A 14544-nucleotide genomic window follows, 5' to 3' on the forward strand; every position below is an offset into this window, starting at 1 on the left:
GTGCTGCCGTTACACCACCCCCGACCCCGGGTGACGTTACCGCCGCGCGCGGGCCATCCTGCGCGGTTTGGCCGGGTCCGCCGGCGCCGAGTACGGTCAGCCCTTGCTATGGGCTCCCTGATCAAGAAGCGCCGCAAGCGCATGCGCAAGAAGAAGCACAAGAAGCTTCTCAAGAAGACGCGCTGGCAGCGGCGTCAGCAGGGCAAGTAGTTCCAGCACGCTCTGGTCGCGCTCGCGACGCTCGCTGCTCCGGACGCCTCAGTCGGCGAGCCGAGCAGGCCGCGCAGCGACCCGCTCGTTCCGGCGGGCACGACACAGCTCTGAACGACCGCCCGACGCGGCGGTCGCTTCGTTTTGTCCCCGTCAGGCGTCGAGGCGCTCGACGCCGCTCGACGCGGTGGATCCGGCGACGGTGAGCCGCGCGATGCCGGATTCGGCGACCCGGGCCACCGCGGCCGCGGCGGCGGCGGCGTCCTGGAAGAGCGATGCGCACGCAGAGCCACTCCCCGCGAGCACGGTGGGCGCGCCGGTCGCGACCTCGAGCGCCTCGCGGAACCCCCGCAGGCGGGGCTCGACGTCTTCCGCGGCGGGCTCGAGATCGTTCACGAGGTCGCCGACCCCGTCGACGGTGACGACGCGCTCTGATCTCGGACCGCCGAGCGCGTCCCACGCCCGGAAGACACGGGGCGTTGCGAGCGCGAACGGCGGTACCGCGACCACGACGTGTAGTGCCGGCACATCCGTGCGCTCGACGGTCTCGCCCCGACCCCGCATCGACGCGGCACCGCCGTGCACGCAGAAGGGGACGTCGGATCCGAGGTCGGCGCCGAGCGTCGCGAGCTCGAAGGTCGACAGGTCGAGATCGAGGAGCCGGTCGAGCGCATGCAGCGCCGCCGCGGCGTCGGCCGACCCGCCACCGAGGCCCGCCTCCGCGGGGATGTGCTTGTCCAACTCGATGCGAACGCCGTACGCGCGGTGCGCGTCTCGCGCGCGGTCGAGCATCATCCGCGCCGCGCGCACGACGAGGTTGTCGCCGCCGGGTGTGACGCCCTGGGCCGCGGGTCCGGTGAGCACCAGCTCGACGCGGTCCCGCCGCTGCCCGGCCGTGACCGTGAGTTGATCGTGCGGCTCGGTCACCGACACGACGAGCGCGTCGAGCTCGTGGAATCCGTCGGCGCGGCGACTCAAGACGCGCAGCGACAACGTGAGCTTGGAGTTGGCACGCCACCGTGTCACGCCGCAACCTCGCGTTCTGCGCGGGCGATCGCCGCCCATTCGTCGAGCCCGAGGGTTTCGGCACGCGCGCTCGGATCGATGCCTGCGCCCTCGAGCAACGGAACCGTGCGATCGCCGAACGCGACCGCGAGCGCTCGCCGCAACATCTTGCGCCGCGTCGCGAAGCCTGCGCGCACGATCTCGAACATACGGCCGACGTCGGGTACGTCGACGGGTGCCGATGCGCGCCGTTCCAGGCGCACGAGGGCGGAATCGACCTTTGGTTTCGGTACGAACACGGTCGGCGGCACCGTACCCGCGACCTCCGCGTGTGCGTAATACGCGACCTTCACCGACACCGCGCCGTACGCCGCGCTTCCCGGTGTCGCCGCGAGCCGCTCCCCCACCTCGCGCTGCACCATCACGAAGAGCCGTTCGACCATCGGCGCGTCCTCGAGCACGCGCACGACGACCGGCGTCGCGACGTTGTACGGAAGGTTCGACACCATCACCCAACGCGACGCGCTCGCGAGCAGCGCGTACCAGTCGATCGTCATCGCGTCGCCCTGCACGACGCGCGCGGCGCGTCCCGCGAGCACTTCGTCGAGCACCGGCACGAGGTGACGGTCGAGCTCGAGCGCGACGAGCTCGGGCGCGCCGGCGTCGAGGAGCGCGAGCGTCAGCGATCCGAGACCGGGTCCGATCTCGACGACCGGCACGCGGGCGTCGACTCCCGCGAGGCGTGCGATGCGGCGCGCGGTGTTCGGATCGGCGAGGAAGTTCTGCCCGAGGGCGCGCCCCGGGCGCAGGTCGTGACGGTCGAGGAGCGCCTGGATCGACGCGGGCGTGAGCAGGTCCACCCGCTCAGTCTGGCCGCCGGACGCGCGCGTACTCGGGTTGACCCGAACCTACGGGTAGCCGCGCCACGGTTCGAGCGGCGGCCAATGGGTGCCACCGGGCGCCCGCCCGACCGCCCAGGCGAGCAATTCCGCCGCCGTGTCCTCGACCGTGACGACCCCGCGCACGGGGTCCCCGGCGGACGGCACGACGAACGTGCTCCACCCGGCGTCGCGCGCGACGAGTCGCACGGCGGTTCCGGCCGGGAGCCGCCACGCCAGCGCGCCGACCTGCCGGCGCAGCTCGTGATCGACGTAGTCGGGATGCCAGATGCTCGCGTCGACGCCGTCGACGCCGAGGTCGGTTGCGTGCAGCGCAACCTCGCGCCAACGCAGGAACGGAAGGTCGACCGCGGGCCACGGCTCGCCCCACCGCAACGCGTCGCGCGCCCACGTCGCGTCGTCGACGCGCGCGAACGCCGCGGCCATCGCGTCGTCGGACGCGCGTAGATCGTCGATCAACACGCGCGCGTCTCGCGTCGAGCCGGCCTCGATGTCGCCCGAACGCTGCGCGGACCCGCCCGGGTACTGCTCCACCGGTTCGCCGCGCAGCACCGCTTCGATCATGCGCGTATGACTGTCGGCATTGCGCGCGAGATGGGTGAGCACGTGACCCACACTCCATCCCGGCAACAACGAAGGTCGTCGCGCGAGCGCGTCGTCGACACCGTGCGCGTCGAGCGCTCGTACGAGTCGTTCGTGAGCCTCACGCGCACCGCGTGCCGCTCGCGCGCCGTCCATGTGCCCGGAGGCTACGGCAGCCCCGCGCAGCGACCGTTCCAGTGGCGCGCGCCCTGCCACTTGTAGAGCGTGAGCGCGAAGTAGTCCTGCACCGCGGGCGGGGCCTCGTCGGGCAGCACGCCGACCCACTCCTCGTGGCCGACGTGGTCCGCGACCCCGTTCCACGTGACTTGGTCGAACTGGTACGCGCCGCGGTAGCGGCCGCCGTCGCCGATCGCGTGGTACCCGCCGGCGTCGATCGACTCGTAGCCCTTCGTGCAGATCAAGAACGGATTGTCGGCGATCGAGCCCTTGCCCCACGGCGGGATCGGGACGTGCCGCTCGTCGCGGTCGTCGGGCCGGTGCTCGGCGGTCAGCCGCGGACCGGCCGTGACCGGCGTGATCCCGCGGGCCCGGTCGTAGGCGGGCCGCGGGCCAGCCCCGGACGGCGGGGCGGCGGCCGCGGCACGCACGACCGGCGCGGCCGTCCCGGACACGGCGGCCGGGGCCGCCGCCGAGGCGTGCCCCCCGGGCGCGAGCGCGGTGGCTGCGACCGCCACGAAGGCACTCGAGAGACCGACCGCGAGCGCGAGTTGGCGACGCCGATACGAGCGCCGCACCGCGCGGCGGTGCTCGACGTAGACGAGGCGGCGATCACCGAGCCGGCGCACCACCGGATGCGCGCTCCCGCCGACTTCGACCGCGTAGGCCTCGACGGGGATGTCGAACGGAACGATCGGACGCGGCCGTCGACCCGGACGCGTGCCGTGGCGCGGCGGAGTCGCGGGATGCAGCGCGTGCGCGCGTCGCGCGGGCGGACGGATGTCGATGCCGTCGCTGCGGCGCGCGTGCACCGGCGCCCAGAGCGGATGCAGCACGACCGGCGGCTCGTCGTGAAGCGGCGGCGCGCTCGCGTGCACGCGACTCGGACCGGCGGGGACGATCTCGATGAAGCGGGTGCGCCCGAGCGCCGCGCGCGTGCCGGGTGAGAGGTGACGACGTCGCGCGCTGCGAACGTCGCCGCGCACCGCCGGCTTGACCGGCCGCAAACCCGTGACGGGTCGACGCGCAACGCTTCGAATGAGACGCCTCCCGGTTGGCTGGCACGACGCGCGACGCGACAGGGCCCTCGGCTCCGCCCGCGGCGTGCGCAAGCTAACGATTCCTGCCCCGGCCTTCCAATTGCGAACCGCGCAGCGAGCGCGCGCTCGGTGATCAGGCCGACGGAGAGAGCGCGAACACCCTGGTCGCGTTGGCTCTCGTCGCGTCGGCGACGATCTCGACGGATTCGTCGCGAGCGGCCGCGAGCGCGGCTCCGACGACCGGGACCAGCGCGGGTTCGTTGCGCTTGCCGCGGTGCGGTACCGGCGCGAGGAACGGCGCGTCGGTCTCGACGAGCAGCGCGTCGCGCGGCACGACGGCCGCGGCTTCGCGCACGTCGCTCGCCGACGCAAACGACACGATGCCGCTGAACGACAACAGCGCGTCGATCGCGAGCGCGCGGCGCGCTTCGTCGACGCCGCCGGTGAAGCAGTGGAAGATCGTGCGCGCGGGCACACCGCTCTCGGCGAGCACGCGGAACGTGTCGTCCCACGCGTCACGCGTGTGGATCACCAGCGCGCGATCGAGCTCGTGCGCGAGCGCGATCTGCGCCGCGAACGCGCGCGCCTGCGCGTCGCGCGGTGAATGCTCGTAGTGCAGATCGAAACCGGCTTCGCCGATCGCGACGACGCGCGCGCTCGAACGCGCGAGCGCGACGAGGTCGTCCCACTCTGCATCGAGTCGCGACGCGTCGTGCGGGTGCAGCCCGACGGTCGCGTAGACGTTCGGATGCCGCTCCGCGAGCTCGACCGCGGCGCGCGACGTCGCCAGGTCGGTGCCCACGCACACGAACGCGGCCACGCCCGCGTCGGCGGCACGCGCGAGGTCGCCTTCGGGGTCGGCGGGCGGGTGGTCGGGACGCTCGGGCTCCCACTGGAGATGGCAGTGGGAGTCGATCCAGGCGACCATCAGGCGTCGGCGCGCTCGATGCGGGGGAAGAGCGGCGCGCCGCGCTCGAGGGGGCTCCCCACCGGGAGAGAACCCCAGGTCGCGGCGCCTGGGAGCCGCTGATCCTCGGGCCGGCCGGCGAGCCCGAGCCGCCGCCAGAGCTCCGCTGCCGCGTGGGGGATCGCCGGCGACGCGAGCAGCGCGACGAGTCGCAGGGCCTCGAGACACGCGCCGATCACCGCCGCGGTCGCCGCGGTATCGCCCGCCTTGTTCGTGGCCCACGGTTGGCGGTCCTCGATGTACGCGTTGGTCGCGCCGATCAGATCCCACACCGCGCCGAACGCGGAGGAGAACGCGAGTCGCTCCATCGCGTCGCACTGCGCGGTGAACGCGGACTCCGCCGCGGCGCGCAGCACCGAGTCGTCGCGCGCGTCGGGCACGACACCGCCGCAGTAGTTCGTCGCCATCGTGAGCACGCGGTTCGCGAGGTTCCCGAAGTTGTTCGCGAGATCCGCGTTGTAGCGCGCGACCATCGCCTCGTACGAGAAGTCACCGTCGGGACCGAAGCGTTGGTCGGCGAGGAAGTGGTAGCGCACACCGTCGACGCCGAAGTCGCGCACGAGATCCGCGGGCGCGATCTGGTTCATGCTCGTCTTCGACATCTTCTCGCCGCCGACGAGCAGCCAGCCGTGCGCGAACACGCACTTCGGCAGTTCGAGCCCCGCGCTCATCAGCATCGCGGGCCAGTACACGGCGTGAAAGCGCAGGATGTCCTTGCCGACGAGGTGGTAGTTCGCGGGCCAATAGCGATCGAAACGCTCCGGATCGGTGCCGTAGCCGATCGCGGTGCAGTAGTTGAAGAGCGCGTCGGCCCACACGTACGCGACGTGCTTCTCGTCCCACGGCAACGGGACACCCCACGTGATCGACGTGCGGCTCATCGAGAAGTCGCGCAGCCCCGACTTGATGAACCCGAGCACCTCGTTACGACGCGTGTCCGGCTGCACCGCCTCGGGATGCTCCTCGTAGTGAGCCAGGAGCCGCTCCTCGAAGCGAGAGAGCTTGAAGAAGTAGTTCTCCTCGGTGACCCGCTCGACGGGTCGGGCGTGGATCGGACAGAGCCCGTCGACGAGCTCGTCCTCGGTGTAATACGCCTCACAGGAGACGCAATAGAGGCCCTCGTAGACGCCGAGCTCGACGTCGCCGGCGTCGTACAGCGTCTGCAGGAACTGCTGGACGGCGACGCGATGACGGGGCTCGGTCGTGCGGATGAAGTCGTCGTATGCGATGTCGAGCAGGTCCCAGGCCTCGCGGAACTGCGCGCTCGTGCGGTCGACCATCTCCTGCGGTGAGATCCCGTTCGCCTCGGCCGCGCGCTGCAGCTTGAGCCCGTGCTCGTCGGTTCCGGTCAGGTAGACGACGTCGTCGCCCCACAGCCGGCGCCACCGCGTGAGCGCGTCGCCCGACACCGTCGTATACGCATGACCGATGTGCGGCGCGTCGTTCGGGTAGTAGATCGGAGTCGTGACGTAGAACGGCTCGGGCACGGAAGCACGCCTCGCTCGGCTGGACGGTTCGCCCATTCTGACCGGTGGGGAGCCCGTTCCCGCGACGAAAACGCTACGCTCCCCGGCCAGTGGGGCGCCCGATCGAGGCGTCACCGGCCCTGTGGGGGGAGTACATGAACTCCAGTCAGGCGCAGATCGCGGTCGCGGTCGTTACGCGCCCAACGCTGAACGCTCTGAAGGATCGGAGTGGTCCGAACGCTTCGGATCCGGCGACCGTGGTCGAAGCCGCATGAACTCCATCGGCATGACCCGCCGCATCGACGCGCTCGGACGGATCGTGGTCCCGGCCGAGCTCCGCCGCATCCTCGAGATCGGGGTCGGTGATCTGCTCGACATCCGTGTCGACGGCGGCCACCTCGTACTCGCCAAGGTCGAACGAACGTGCGTGTTCTGCAGCTCCTCCGACGGGCTCAGTCCCTATCGCGACAAGCTCGTGTGCGCGGCGTGCGTCGAGATGCTGACGGTCGGCGTCACCGCGAACGGTCAGGACTCGACGTTCACCACCACCGACGGGAGCTCGACCGCGAGCTCGTAGGCCCGCCGGCGCGCGATGCCGAGCGCACCCGCGACGCTCGCGGCCGCATCCCGACGGCTCGCGCCCGCGGCGAGCGAGCGCGTCAGCGCGGAACGGATCTCCTCGTCGCCGACCGGCGCAGGTGGGCCCGCGGGCGCGACGAGCACCACGCACTCGCCGCGCAGGTCGCGCGCCGCGAACTGCTCCGCGAGCTCACCGAGCGTGCCGCGCTGCACCTCCTCGTGCAGCTTCGTGAGCTCGCGTGCGACGACCGCGCGGCGGTCCTCGCCGAGCGCGTCGCGCAGCTCGGCGAGCGTCGCCGCGACCCTCATCGGTGACTCCAGGAGGATTGTCGTCGCGTGTGCACGTCGGAGCGCGTCGATCCGCTCGGCGCGCGCCGCACCCTTGCGCGCGAGGAAGCCTTCGAAGACGAACGGCGTCGCCGGCAGGCCCGACACGACGAGCGCGGCGAGCACCGCGCTCGGACCCGGCACGACCTCGACCGGCAACTCCGCGTCGATGCACGCGCGCACGATTCGCTCGCCGGGATCCGACACTGCGGGCGTACCCGCGTCCGTCACGAGCACGACTCGACTACCGGCGCGGATCAACTCGACGATGCGCGCGGATTCGCGCTGCTCGTTGTGCGCGTGCACCGAGCGCAGCCGATTCCCGGCCGGGATGTCGGTGAGGCTCAGCAGCTTTCGGGTCTGGCGGGTGTCCTCCGCGGCGATGACGTCGGCGCCGCGGAGCTCGTCGGCGGCGCGGGGCGAGAGGTCGCGCAGGTTGCCGATCGGGGTCGAGACCACGACGAGTGCTCCGGTCACCCGCGAACCTCGATGATGTCGCCGACCTCGAGCTTCCAGCGATCGAACGCGCCGGCGGACGCCTCGATCGCGAAGTACGCGCGCGGCACCGGCCGCGACAGCCGCCACGGCGCGAGCGTCGTCATGTGCAGGACGAACCCGTCGCGATCGCAGAAGGCGACATCGAGGGGGAATCGCATCCCGAGCGAGTGCACCTGACGGCACGGTCGCAGCACGATCGCGCCGTCCTGCGCGTCGCGACCGAGCAGACCACGTCGCCGCTGCCGGCGGGTCACCGCCACCTCGGCCGCGGCCAGCACGTCGTCGCCGCGAACCAGCCAGGCCATGACGTCAGACGTTGAAGCGGATCTCGAGCACGTCGCCGTCGCGCACTTCGTACTCCTTGCCCTCGAGCCGGATCTTGTTGAGCTCCTTCGCCTTCGCCCAGGACCCGACGTCGAGCAACTCCTGCCAGTCGATCGCCTCGGCGCGGATGAAGCCGCGCTGGAGATCGGAGTGGATCACGCCCGCGCACTCGGGCGCGCGGGCGCCGGCGCGGAACGTCCACGCGCGCGTCTCGTCGGGACCGGTCGTGAGGAACGTGCGCCGGTTCAAGAGCTCGTACGCGCGGCGCGCGAGACGGGGCACGACGCTCTCGCCGATGCCGAACGTCTCGAGCATCTCGAAGCGCTCGTCGGGCTCGCACGCCGCGATCTCGGACTCGACTTCCACGCACGCGGCGAGCGCGTCGGTCCCGAAGGGCGCGGCGACGGCATCGCCGTCGGCGACCTGGTCCTCGGCGACGTTCACGACGACGAGATGCGGCTTGCTGGTCAGCAGGAAGCACGGCGCGAGCAACGTGCGCTCGTCCGCGCTCAGCTCCGATCGGTAGATCGGGGTACCCGCTTCGAGCACCGTGTGCGCGTGCTCGAGCGCCGCGATCTCGGGCAGCAGCGATTTGTCGCCCTTCGCCGCGCGCCGCTGACGGTCGGTGCGGCCCTCGACCGTCGCGAGGTCGGCGATCACGAGCTCGAGCTCGAGTCCCGCGAGGTCGCCGGTCGGATCGGCGGGGCCGGCCACCGGGCTGTCGAAGGCGCGCAGCACGAACAGGATCGCGTCGCAGTTGCGGAGCGCGCCGAGGAAGCGGGTGCCGAGCCCTTCACCGGGCTTCGCGCCGGGCGGGAGCGCGATGTGCACGAGCTCGAAGCCCGCGTGCACGACCTTCTTCGACTGCGACATCGAGGTGAGCCGCTCGACGCGCTCGTCGGGCACCGGCGCGATCGCGACCGCCGACTCGAAGACCCCTGGATCGGGGAGGCCCGTGAGGGCGCTGAAAAGGAGGTTCGAGCCCGCGTCGGAGAGACCGACGAGTCCGAGGTTCTCCATACGGACCATTCTGTCTCGTCGCGCTCGCTGCGCTCGCCGCTCCGGACGCCGCAGCCCGCGATTCGGGCGGGCCGCACGGCGACCCGGCCGTCTGGTGCGAACGTGGTTCGCCGCCGGACGCGCCCTTCAGGTAGCGTGCCCGTTCTCATGAGCAAGAAGAGCAAGCTCCGTCGACTGCGCGCCCGCCGGAACAAGGCGAACCACGGCAAGAAGCCGCGCGCCGGCCGCCGTTAATTCTGGTCGGGCTCGCAAGCTTCGCCCTCCCCGACGCCTCAATCCCCAGCCGAGGTCGCGCTGCTCGCTTCGCTCACGCGCTCAGGCGCGAACACCGTGCCGTGAGGCAGCCGCGCCCGTTCGAGCCACAGGATCAGGAGCCCGAGGACCGAGGTCGACGCGAGGCTCGCGAGCAGCGCCACGCTCTGCGTGCCGTCGAACGGTCCGAGATGGCGCGCGTGGTACACGAAGTGCGGCACGCCGTACACGAGCCATCCCAGCGAGGCCGCGACGATCGTCGAGCGCGCGAGCGACACGAGCGCGCAGAGGCTGACGACCGCGAGCGCGAGGTTCAGCGCGCCGACGTCGCGCACGAGATGCTCGTTGTACGGCCCGTCGACCGCGACCCATATCTGTCCGAGGCCCGGGAACTTGTCGTAGAACGAACGGGGCGCGAACGCGGCCCAGCCTCCGACGGTCACGCCCGAGATCGTCAGGATCGCGAGCAGCACGCGCTGCGCGGCGCCGACTCTGTCGTCACCCACGGGAACCTCCTCGTCTCGCGGCGGCGACGGCCTTCCAGCCCTCGACCGCGCTCGGATGCTCGGGCGCCCAATCGGTCACGCCCGTGAACGCGGCATGGCTGACGCGCTGTGAGCGCATCATCGCCTCGGCCGCGGCGCCACCGAGCTTCAACATCCACGTCGGCAGGATGCGCAGCGTGCCGAGCCCGAACGCCGCGGCGAACGCGTCCGCGTACTCGCGACGCGTGAGCGGAACGTCGTCGACGACGTTGTAGACGCCCGCGGGTGCGCGCACCGACGCGGCGACCGCGCGTCCCGCGTCGTCGGTGCCGATCGACGAGAAGTAACCGTCGGGAGCGCCGAGCGCCGGCGCGAGCTTCCACTTCGCGAGCCCGAGCAGCTCGTCGGTGCTGCGCGCGTCGGCGCCGTAGAACGCACCGAACCGCAGCGCGATACCTGCGCCGCCTTCGGCCGTGAACCGCTCGACTTCGTGCTCGAGCGCGATCACCGGTCGCATCGCGGCGATCGACGCCTCGACCGGTGAGTGCTCGTCGAGCCACGACGACCCACCGTCGCGATAGATGAAGCTGATCGACTCCGCGACGAAGCGGCCGACACCGTTCGCGAGCGCGGCGTCGACGAGCACCCGCGTGCCCGTCTCCCGCAGCTTGGTGTTCTCGGCCCACGTCGACGCGCGCCACCCGCGCGTGAACGGTGGGATGCGCGTTGCGAGGTGCATGACGGCGTCGATGCCGGCGATCGCGCGCTTCATGTCGTCGACGTCGTACAGGTTGCCGACGAACGGCTCGGCACCGACCGCCGCGACCACCGCGGCGCGCTCGTCGTTGCGAGCGAGCGCGCGCACCGTGTGTCCGGAGTCGAGCAGCTGCGCGACCGAGGCTCTTCCGAGCACGCCCGTCGCGCCGGTGACGAAGATCGTTCCCATGATCAGGCCTTTCTGGTCGCGCTCGCTGCGCTCGCCGCTCGGTGACGCGAGATGGGCCGCCGGCGAGGCCGCCCTGCTCGCTTCGCTCGACGGCTCAGCCGCTCACGGCCGTTCCTTTCGTAGCCGCCTGCAGCCACTCGATGCCCTTGGTGAGCGACGTGGGCGGCGCTTCGGTGAGGACGCCGTGCAGGAGCTCGGCGATCGTCGTGCTGCGCAGCGAGTCCCGCCACGCCCCGTCGGCGCGGACCATCGCCCGGTGGATGCCGCACACCGTCGAGTACTCCGACGCGCCGACCGCGGAGGGGCCGCGCTTGCGGATCTCGGTGCAACGGAACGCGGGCTTGGTGCCCTCGAGCGCCTCGACGACGTCGAGCACGGTGAGCTCCGCGGCGGGACGGGCGAGCCGATAGCCGCCCCTCGGTCCCGGCACCGCGACGAAGACGCCGGCCCGGGTCAGGGTCTGGAGGTGCTTCGCGAGGTAGGGCGCGGGCACGCCATGGAACTCGGCGAGCCGGGCTCCGCTCAGGCACGCCCCCTCGGGCAGCGCGCCGAGCACGGTCGCGCAGTGGACCGCCCACTCGACGCCGTCCGACATCCGCATGTTCCGGATATTACGTATCCGTGATATCCGACGCCAATCCCGCTTGCCGACGTGCGTCCGCGTCCTCCACGATGCGCCCGTCAACGGCATCTTGCAGGACGTCGTCGTCACGCGGCCGCAGGCGCGAGCGGAGCGAGCGTCGAGGCTCGCCAGGGAGCGCGCGAGTCGGCGACCCGCAGGGGAGCCGGCGAAGGAGCGAGCGAATGAGCACGGCCAACGAAGTCGACATCCTCCCGGACCCCGATCAGCACGAGCTGCTGGTCGCGACGCTCGAGCGCGTCAACCGGGTCAGCAACGCGGCGCGGGTCGCCGCGCTCGCGCGCCCGGGCGGCGCGTCGAAGGACGAGCTGCGCGACATCGTCAGCCAGGAGATCGAGAAGGCGAAGCTGCCGGCCGGGTTCCACTCGCCGATCGTCGATCGGGTGCAGGCCGCGCTCGACAAGCGGCTGAAGAAGTTCTCGACCTACCAGTCGCTGACGCTGCCCGCATCGGCGTTCAAGTGGTCGTCCGACGGCCGGGTCGCGCTGCCGACCGCGAAGGGCCGCCGCACGATCCGCGTGCGCGTCGACATGACGCGCGGCGGACTGCGGCCGCCGCTCGAGGGTCGCCCGACGTCGATCGTCTACAGCAACGGCCAGTTCGCCCTCTGGGCCGCCGACGTCGACCGCCGCGAAGACTGAGCTCGGTGCTTTCCGGTCGCGCTCGCTTCGCTCGCCGCTCCTGACGCCTCAGCCTTCGGGTCGGACGGCGCGCGTCAGCGCATCGGTGAGGTGCGCACGATGAGCGATTGCAACGAGCGGCCGACCGGACCGGCGTCGTCGAAGATCAGCGCCTCGGCGAGACCGGTGCCCTGACCGTCGGCCCACGCGCGCGCGTCGAGGCCGACCCACTCGCCCACGAGCGCGCGGTGCATCGCGATCGTGAGATCGGCGTTGATCGCGTTCGCGACCATCACGTCGACGGGGTTCCCGATGCCGCTCGCGAAGTCGGCCGCGGCCGCGACGCGCTGCGCCGGGCTCGGCTCCTCCCCCGCGACGACCGGAACCTTCAGGCGGATCCACGCGCCACCCGGACCGGCACCGCCGAACTGGCCCGACACGATGCAGAGATCGTTCGCGTTCCAGAACCCGACGCCACGGAGCACCTGCGGATCGAGGTCGATGACCGTGCCGGTGTCGCGCGTCGCGAGCGGTTCGGTCGCGGGCGCGGCGACGACCGAGTGCTCGACCGTGCGCAACCGCAGGCCGACCGCGCGCGCGACCTCGACATCACCCGCGTGCAGTGTCGCCTCGACCCAGTGCACGAGCTTGCCGGGCCGCAGCGTGCGCGCCGCGACGGTGAGCGGTTGCAGCGGAACCGGTCGCAGCAGCTCGACGGTGAGGCGCGCGACGAACGGCGCCGGTCCCTCGTCGCACTGCTCGACCGCGCGCGCGAGCAGCGCCGACGGTGGTCCGCCGTGCATCGCGTTCGGATCCCACGGGCCGCGCGTGAGCTCACTGGGCACGGCCGTCGGGCCGTCGATGACGAAGAGCGCGTCGGACATCGGCGCGGGATCGTAGACAGTTCCGACGACCGATCTGACCGCCCGTCACGTTGACGAGGTGCGTCGCGCTTCCGTAGCGTCCGCCGCGTGCCCAGAACGAGCCTGCTGGACGGCAAGGTCGCGCTGATCACGGGTGCGGGGTCGGGTCAGGGCCGCGCCGCCTCGGTGCTCTTCGCCGAGCACGGCGCGCGCATCGCCGTCATCGACATCGACGACGACGGCGCCCGCGAGACGGTGGGCCTCGTCGAGGCCGCGGGGAGCAACGCGTTCGCCTTCCACGCCGACGTGTCGCGCCGCGCCGACTGCGACGCGATGGTCGCCGCGACGATCTCCCAGCTCGGGCGCCTCGACGTGCTCTACAACAACGCCGCGGTGCAGATGTCGGGTCGGCTGGTCGACTGCACCGAAGAGGAGTGGGACCTCACGATCACGACGAACCTCACGGCGATCTTCTATGCGTGCCGCGCCGGTATCCCGCACATGATCACCGGCGGATCGGGTTCGATCATCAACACCTCGTCGGTGCTCGGGTTGATCGGCAGCGAGGGCTACGCCGCGTACGGCGCCGCGAAGGCGGGATTGGTCGCGCTCACGCGCCAGATCGCGGTCGACTTCGGTCCGGCCGTGCGCGCCAACGTGATCGCGCCGGGCTCGATCGACACGCCCCGCTTCCGCAAGGTCGCGGACGCGATGCCCGATCCCGAGGGCTTCCTCGCAGGCTTGCGCTCGATGATCCCCGTCGGCCGCCTCGGCGTCGCGGAGGACATCTCGAAGATCGCGCTGTTCCTCGCGAGCGACGAGTCGAGCTACACGTCGGGCGCGGTCATCCCGTGCGACGGCGGACTGGCGGCCTACCGATGAGCGAAGCGCGGGTGGCAGTGGTCACGGGTGGTGGCGCGGGGCTCGGCGCGGCGATCGCCGAGCGGCTCGCAAGCGAGCAGCACTGTGTGGTGGTCGCCGACATCGACCAAATCCGCGCGCTCGCGGTCGCGGAGCGCATCGGCGCGACCGGCGGCGACGCGGAAGCGAGGACGGTCGACGTTCGCAGCGAGGCTGAGGTCGCGGCGATGGTCGACGCCGTCGTCGAACGGCACGGCCGCCTCGACGTGCTCGTGTGCAGCGCGGCGATCGAGACCCGTTCGTCGGTCGTCGAGTGCACCGACGACGACTGGCAGCGCGTCCTCGACGTCAACCTCAAGGGCCCGTTCCTCTGCATGAAGCACGCGATCCCCGCAATGGTGCGCAACAGATCGGGGTCGGTGGTGCTGATGGGCTCGGTGCTCGGCAGCATCGGCGCGCCCGGCTACGCGGCGTACTGCGCGTCGAAGGGCGCGCTCGTGAACCTCGCCAAGCAGGCCGCGATCGAGCACGCGCCCGACGGCGTGCGCGTGAACGTGGTCTCGCCGTCGGCGACCGACACCGGACTCTTCATGGAGGTCGCCGCGCAGGCGCCCGACCCCGACAAGATCATCAAGATGGTCGCGTCCAGCAATCCGATGCGGCGGCTCGGCACCGCGGCCGAGGTCTGCGACGCAGTGTCGTTCCTCGCGTCGGACCGCTCGACCTACACGAGCGGCACCGTGCTCGCGCTCGACGGCGCGATGGCGGCGCGGCGGAGCTGAC

Annotated in this window: 18 protein-coding genes; 5 read left to right on the plus strand and 13 right to left on the minus strand. The window is 71.7% G+C overall.

All coding sequences use genetic code 11. The features are described from left to right. Window positions 1-108 precede the first annotated feature (108 nt). Window positions 109-210, plus strand: a complete 102-nt coding sequence (locus VH914_13295) for an AURKAIP1/COX24 domain-containing protein (protein HEX4492177.1) — start codon at window positions 109-111, stop codon at window positions 208-210. A gap of 153 nt (window positions 211-363) precedes the next feature. On the opposite strand, the gene ispE is transcribed toward VH914_13295, so the two are convergent. The 6 genes from ispE to metG all read right to left on the minus strand — a co-directional run bounded on the left by ispE (window position 364) and on the right by metG (window position 6367). Then, entirely contained in the window at window positions 364-1236 is an 873-nt protein-coding gene (ispE, locus tag VH914_13300) for a 4-(cytidine 5'-diphospho)-2-C-methyl-D-erythritol kinase (protein HEX4492178.1), read from the minus strand. Next, a complete protein-coding gene (gene rsmA / locus VH914_13305) occupies window positions 1233-2075 on the minus strand; it encodes a 16S rRNA (adenine(1518)-N(6)/adenine(1519)-N(6))-dimethyltransferase RsmA (GenBank protein ID HEX4492179.1) in 843 nt (280 codons plus the stop codon). Before rsmA ends, ispE begins: the two co-directional genes overlap by 4 nt. 48 nt (window positions 2076-2123) lie before the next feature. Then, window positions 2124-2852: a maleylpyruvate isomerase N-terminal domain-containing protein gene (locus VH914_13310; protein ID HEX4492180.1), complete on the minus strand. Its 729-nt coding sequence runs from the start codon at window positions 2850-2852 to the stop codon at window positions 2124-2126. 11 nt (window positions 2853-2863) lie between these two features. After that, window positions 2864-3859, minus strand: coding sequence for a transglycosylase family protein (locus tag VH914_13315; GenBank protein HEX4492181.1), 996 nt, complete (start codon window positions 3857-3859; stop codon window positions 2864-2866). A 187-nt stretch (window positions 3860-4046) separates the two neighbouring features. Then, window positions 4047-4841 carry a TatD family hydrolase gene (locus tag VH914_13320; GenBank protein ID HEX4492182.1) on the minus strand — a complete coding sequence of 265 codons (795 nt, stop codon included), beginning with the start codon at window positions 4839-4841 and terminating at the stop codon, window positions 4047-4049. Then, the gene (gene metG / locus VH914_13325) at window positions 4841-6367 is read right to left on the minus strand and encodes a methionine--tRNA ligase (GenBank protein ID HEX4492183.1); all 1527 of its coding nucleotides are present in this window, start codon (window positions 6365-6367) and stop codon (window positions 4841-4843) included. Before metG ends, VH914_13320 begins: the two co-directional genes overlap by 1 nt. 250 nt (window positions 6368-6617) lie before the next feature. Here metG and VH914_13330 point away from each other — a divergent pair, with 250 nt between their 5' ends. Next, window positions 6618-6923 carry an AbrB/MazE/SpoVT family DNA-binding domain-containing protein gene (locus tag VH914_13330; GenBank protein HEX4492184.1) on the plus strand — a complete coding sequence of 102 codons (306 nt, stop codon included), beginning with the start codon at window positions 6618-6620 and terminating at the stop codon, window positions 6921-6923. On the opposite strand, the gene rsmI is transcribed toward VH914_13330, so the two are convergent. The 6 genes from rsmI to VH914_13360 form a co-directional block, all read right to left on the minus strand. Then, complete coding sequence (rsmI, locus tag VH914_13335; GenBank protein ID HEX4492185.1) at window positions 6872-7729, minus strand: 16S rRNA (cytidine(1402)-2'-O)-methyltransferase; 858 nt, start codon at window positions 7727-7729, stop codon at window positions 6872-6874. The genes VH914_13330 and rsmI overlap by 52 nt on opposite strands. Further along, window positions 7726-8055 (minus strand): DUF192 domain-containing protein, encoded by a 330-nt coding sequence (locus VH914_13340; protein ID HEX4492186.1) that lies wholly within the window; start codon window positions 8053-8055, stop codon window positions 7726-7728. Before VH914_13340 ends, rsmI begins: the two co-directional genes overlap by 4 nt. A gap of 4 nt (window positions 8056-8059) precedes the next feature. Beyond that, window positions 8060-9094: a DUF933 domain-containing protein gene (locus tag VH914_13345; protein HEX4492187.1), complete on the minus strand. Its 1035-nt coding sequence runs from the start codon at window positions 9092-9094 to the stop codon at window positions 8060-8062. A gap of 272 nt (window positions 9095-9366) precedes the next feature. Beyond that, complete coding sequence (locus VH914_13350) at window positions 9367-9852, minus strand: hypothetical protein (protein ID HEX4492188.1); 486 nt, start codon at window positions 9850-9852, stop codon at window positions 9367-9369. Further along, window positions 9845-10777 carry an NAD(P)H-binding protein gene (locus VH914_13355; GenBank protein HEX4492189.1) on the minus strand — a complete coding sequence of 311 codons (933 nt, stop codon included), beginning with the start codon at window positions 10775-10777 and terminating at the stop codon, window positions 9845-9847. The genes VH914_13350 and VH914_13355 overlap by 8 nt, the downstream gene beginning before the upstream one ends. A 94-nt stretch (window positions 10778-10871) precedes the next feature. Continuing rightward, a complete protein-coding gene (locus VH914_13360; protein ID HEX4492190.1) occupies window positions 10872-11378 on the minus strand; it encodes an Rrf2 family transcriptional regulator in 507 nt (168 codons plus the stop codon). A gap of 203 nt (window positions 11379-11581) precedes the next feature. Here VH914_13360 and VH914_13365 point away from each other — a divergent pair, with 203 nt between their 5' ends. Then, complete coding sequence (locus tag VH914_13365; protein HEX4492191.1) at window positions 11582-12058, plus strand: hypothetical protein; 477 nt, start codon at window positions 11582-11584, stop codon at window positions 12056-12058. A 74-nt stretch (window positions 12059-12132) separates the two neighbouring features. On the opposite strand, the gene VH914_13370 is transcribed toward VH914_13365, so the two are convergent. Then, entirely contained in the window at window positions 12133-12921 is a 789-nt protein-coding gene (locus VH914_13370; protein HEX4492192.1) for a thioesterase family protein, read from the minus strand. An 87-nt stretch (window positions 12922-13008) separates the two neighbouring features. Here VH914_13370 and VH914_13375 point away from each other — a divergent pair, with 87 nt between their 5' ends. Next, window positions 13009-13782: an SDR family oxidoreductase gene (locus VH914_13375; GenBank protein HEX4492193.1), complete on the plus strand. Its 774-nt coding sequence runs from the start codon at window positions 13009-13011 to the stop codon at window positions 13780-13782. Continuing rightward, window positions 13779-14543 carry an SDR family NAD(P)-dependent oxidoreductase gene (locus VH914_13380; protein HEX4492194.1) on the plus strand — a complete coding sequence of 255 codons (765 nt, stop codon included), beginning with the start codon at window positions 13779-13781 and terminating at the stop codon, window positions 14541-14543. The genes VH914_13375 and VH914_13380 overlap by 4 nt, the downstream gene beginning before the upstream one ends. The last annotated feature ends 1 nt before the right edge of the window (window position 14544 follow it).

The organism is Acidimicrobiia bacterium (assembly GCA_036271555.1).
Lineage (GTDB): Bacteria > Actinomycetota > Acidimicrobiia > IMCC26256 > PALSA-610 > DATBAK01.

Excerpts from the sequence above, each read along its gene's own strand:
- VH914_13295 (HEX4492177.1), top strand. The coding sequence starts at position 109 with ATGGGCTCCCTGATCAAGAAGCGCCGCAAGCGCATGCGCAAGAAGAAG.
- VH914_13380 (HEX4492194.1), top strand. The coding sequence starts at position 13,779 with ATGAGCGAAGCGCGGGTGGCAGTGGTCACGGGTGGTGGCGCGGGGCTC.
- VH914_13345 (HEX4492187.1), bottom strand. The coding sequence starts at position 9,094 with ATGGAGAACCTCGGACTCGTCGGTCTCTCCGACGCGGGCTCGAACCTC.
- VH914_13360 (HEX4492190.1), bottom strand. The coding sequence starts at position 11,378 with ATGCGGATGTCGGACGGCGTCGAGTGGGCGGTCCACTGCGCGACCGTG.
- VH914_13340 (HEX4492186.1), bottom strand. The coding sequence starts at position 8,055 with ATGGCCTGGCTGGTTCGCGGCGACGACGTGCTGGCCGCGGCCGAGGTG.
- VH914_13320 (HEX4492182.1), bottom strand. The coding sequence starts at position 4,841 with ATGGTCGCCTGGATCGACTCCCACTGCCATCTCCAGTGGGAGCCCGAG.
- VH914_13370 (HEX4492192.1), bottom strand. The coding sequence starts at position 12,921 with ATGTCCGACGCGCTCTTCGTCATCGACGGCCCGACGGCCGTGCCCAGT.
- VH914_13365 (HEX4492191.1), top strand. The coding sequence starts at position 11,582 with ATGAGCACGGCCAACGAAGTCGACATCCTCCCGGACCCCGATCAGCAC.
- VH914_13330 (HEX4492184.1), top strand. The coding sequence starts at position 6,618 with ATGAACTCCATCGGCATGACCCGCCGCATCGACGCGCTCGGACGGATC.
- VH914_13355 (HEX4492189.1), bottom strand. The coding sequence starts at position 10,777 with ATGGGAACGATCTTCGTCACCGGCGCGACGGGCGTGCTCGGAAGAGCC.
- VH914_13310 (HEX4492180.1), bottom strand. The coding sequence starts at position 2,852 with ATGGACGGCGCGCGAGCGGCACGCGGTGCGCGTGAGGCTCACGAACGA.